Source organism: Pseudomonas sp. 30_B (genome assembly GCF_017491605.1).
Lineage (GTDB): Bacteria > Pseudomonadota > Gammaproteobacteria > Pseudomonadales > Pseudomonadaceae > Pseudomonas.
The window spans coordinates 1-456 of the sequence record NZ_JAFGYY010000310.1 but is presented as its reverse complement, the minus strand read 5'-3'; the positions used below and the strand labels follow the sequence as shown (position 1 = coordinate 456).

Annotated in this window: 1 pseudogene; it reads right to left on the bottom strand. The window is 66.9% G+C overall.

Annotated features, from left to right (window positions below):
- Nucleotides 1-9 precede the first annotated feature (9 nt).
- A pseudogene (locus J5M67_RS28430) lies at nt 10-456 on the bottom strand (choline-sulfatase); the annotation flags it as partial.

Below are 456 nucleotides of genomic sequence, written 5' to 3'. Positions count from 1 at the left end.
CGCCCGGCGTCATGCGTGCGGACGAGGAAAACGCGCGGCTGCCTCGAGCGCGTCGAGTTCGAGGTGATTGCGCATGTAACGCTGGCTCGCATCCTGGAACGGCTGCCAGTCCCACGACCGGATTCGCCCCTGGGTCGTCGCCTCGAAATGGAAGCGCCGCCTGCGCTGGCTCGCGAGCACCTGCTGATGCAGCGCATCGAGATCCCAGCGCGCGACGCGCTCCATGCGAAACGCGGCGACGTGCTTTGCCGCGGCGGGCGTGTTCGCGAGATTGTCGAGCTCGCGCGGATCATTCCTCAGATCGAAGAGCTGATCCGGATCCGCGGGCGAATGGATGTACTTGTGGCTGCCGCGGCGCATCATCACGATCGGCGCGATCGCGCCTTCAGCCAGATATTCGCCGAACGCCTCGTCATGGCCGCCTTCGCCGCGCAGATGGGGAACGAGGCTGCGGCC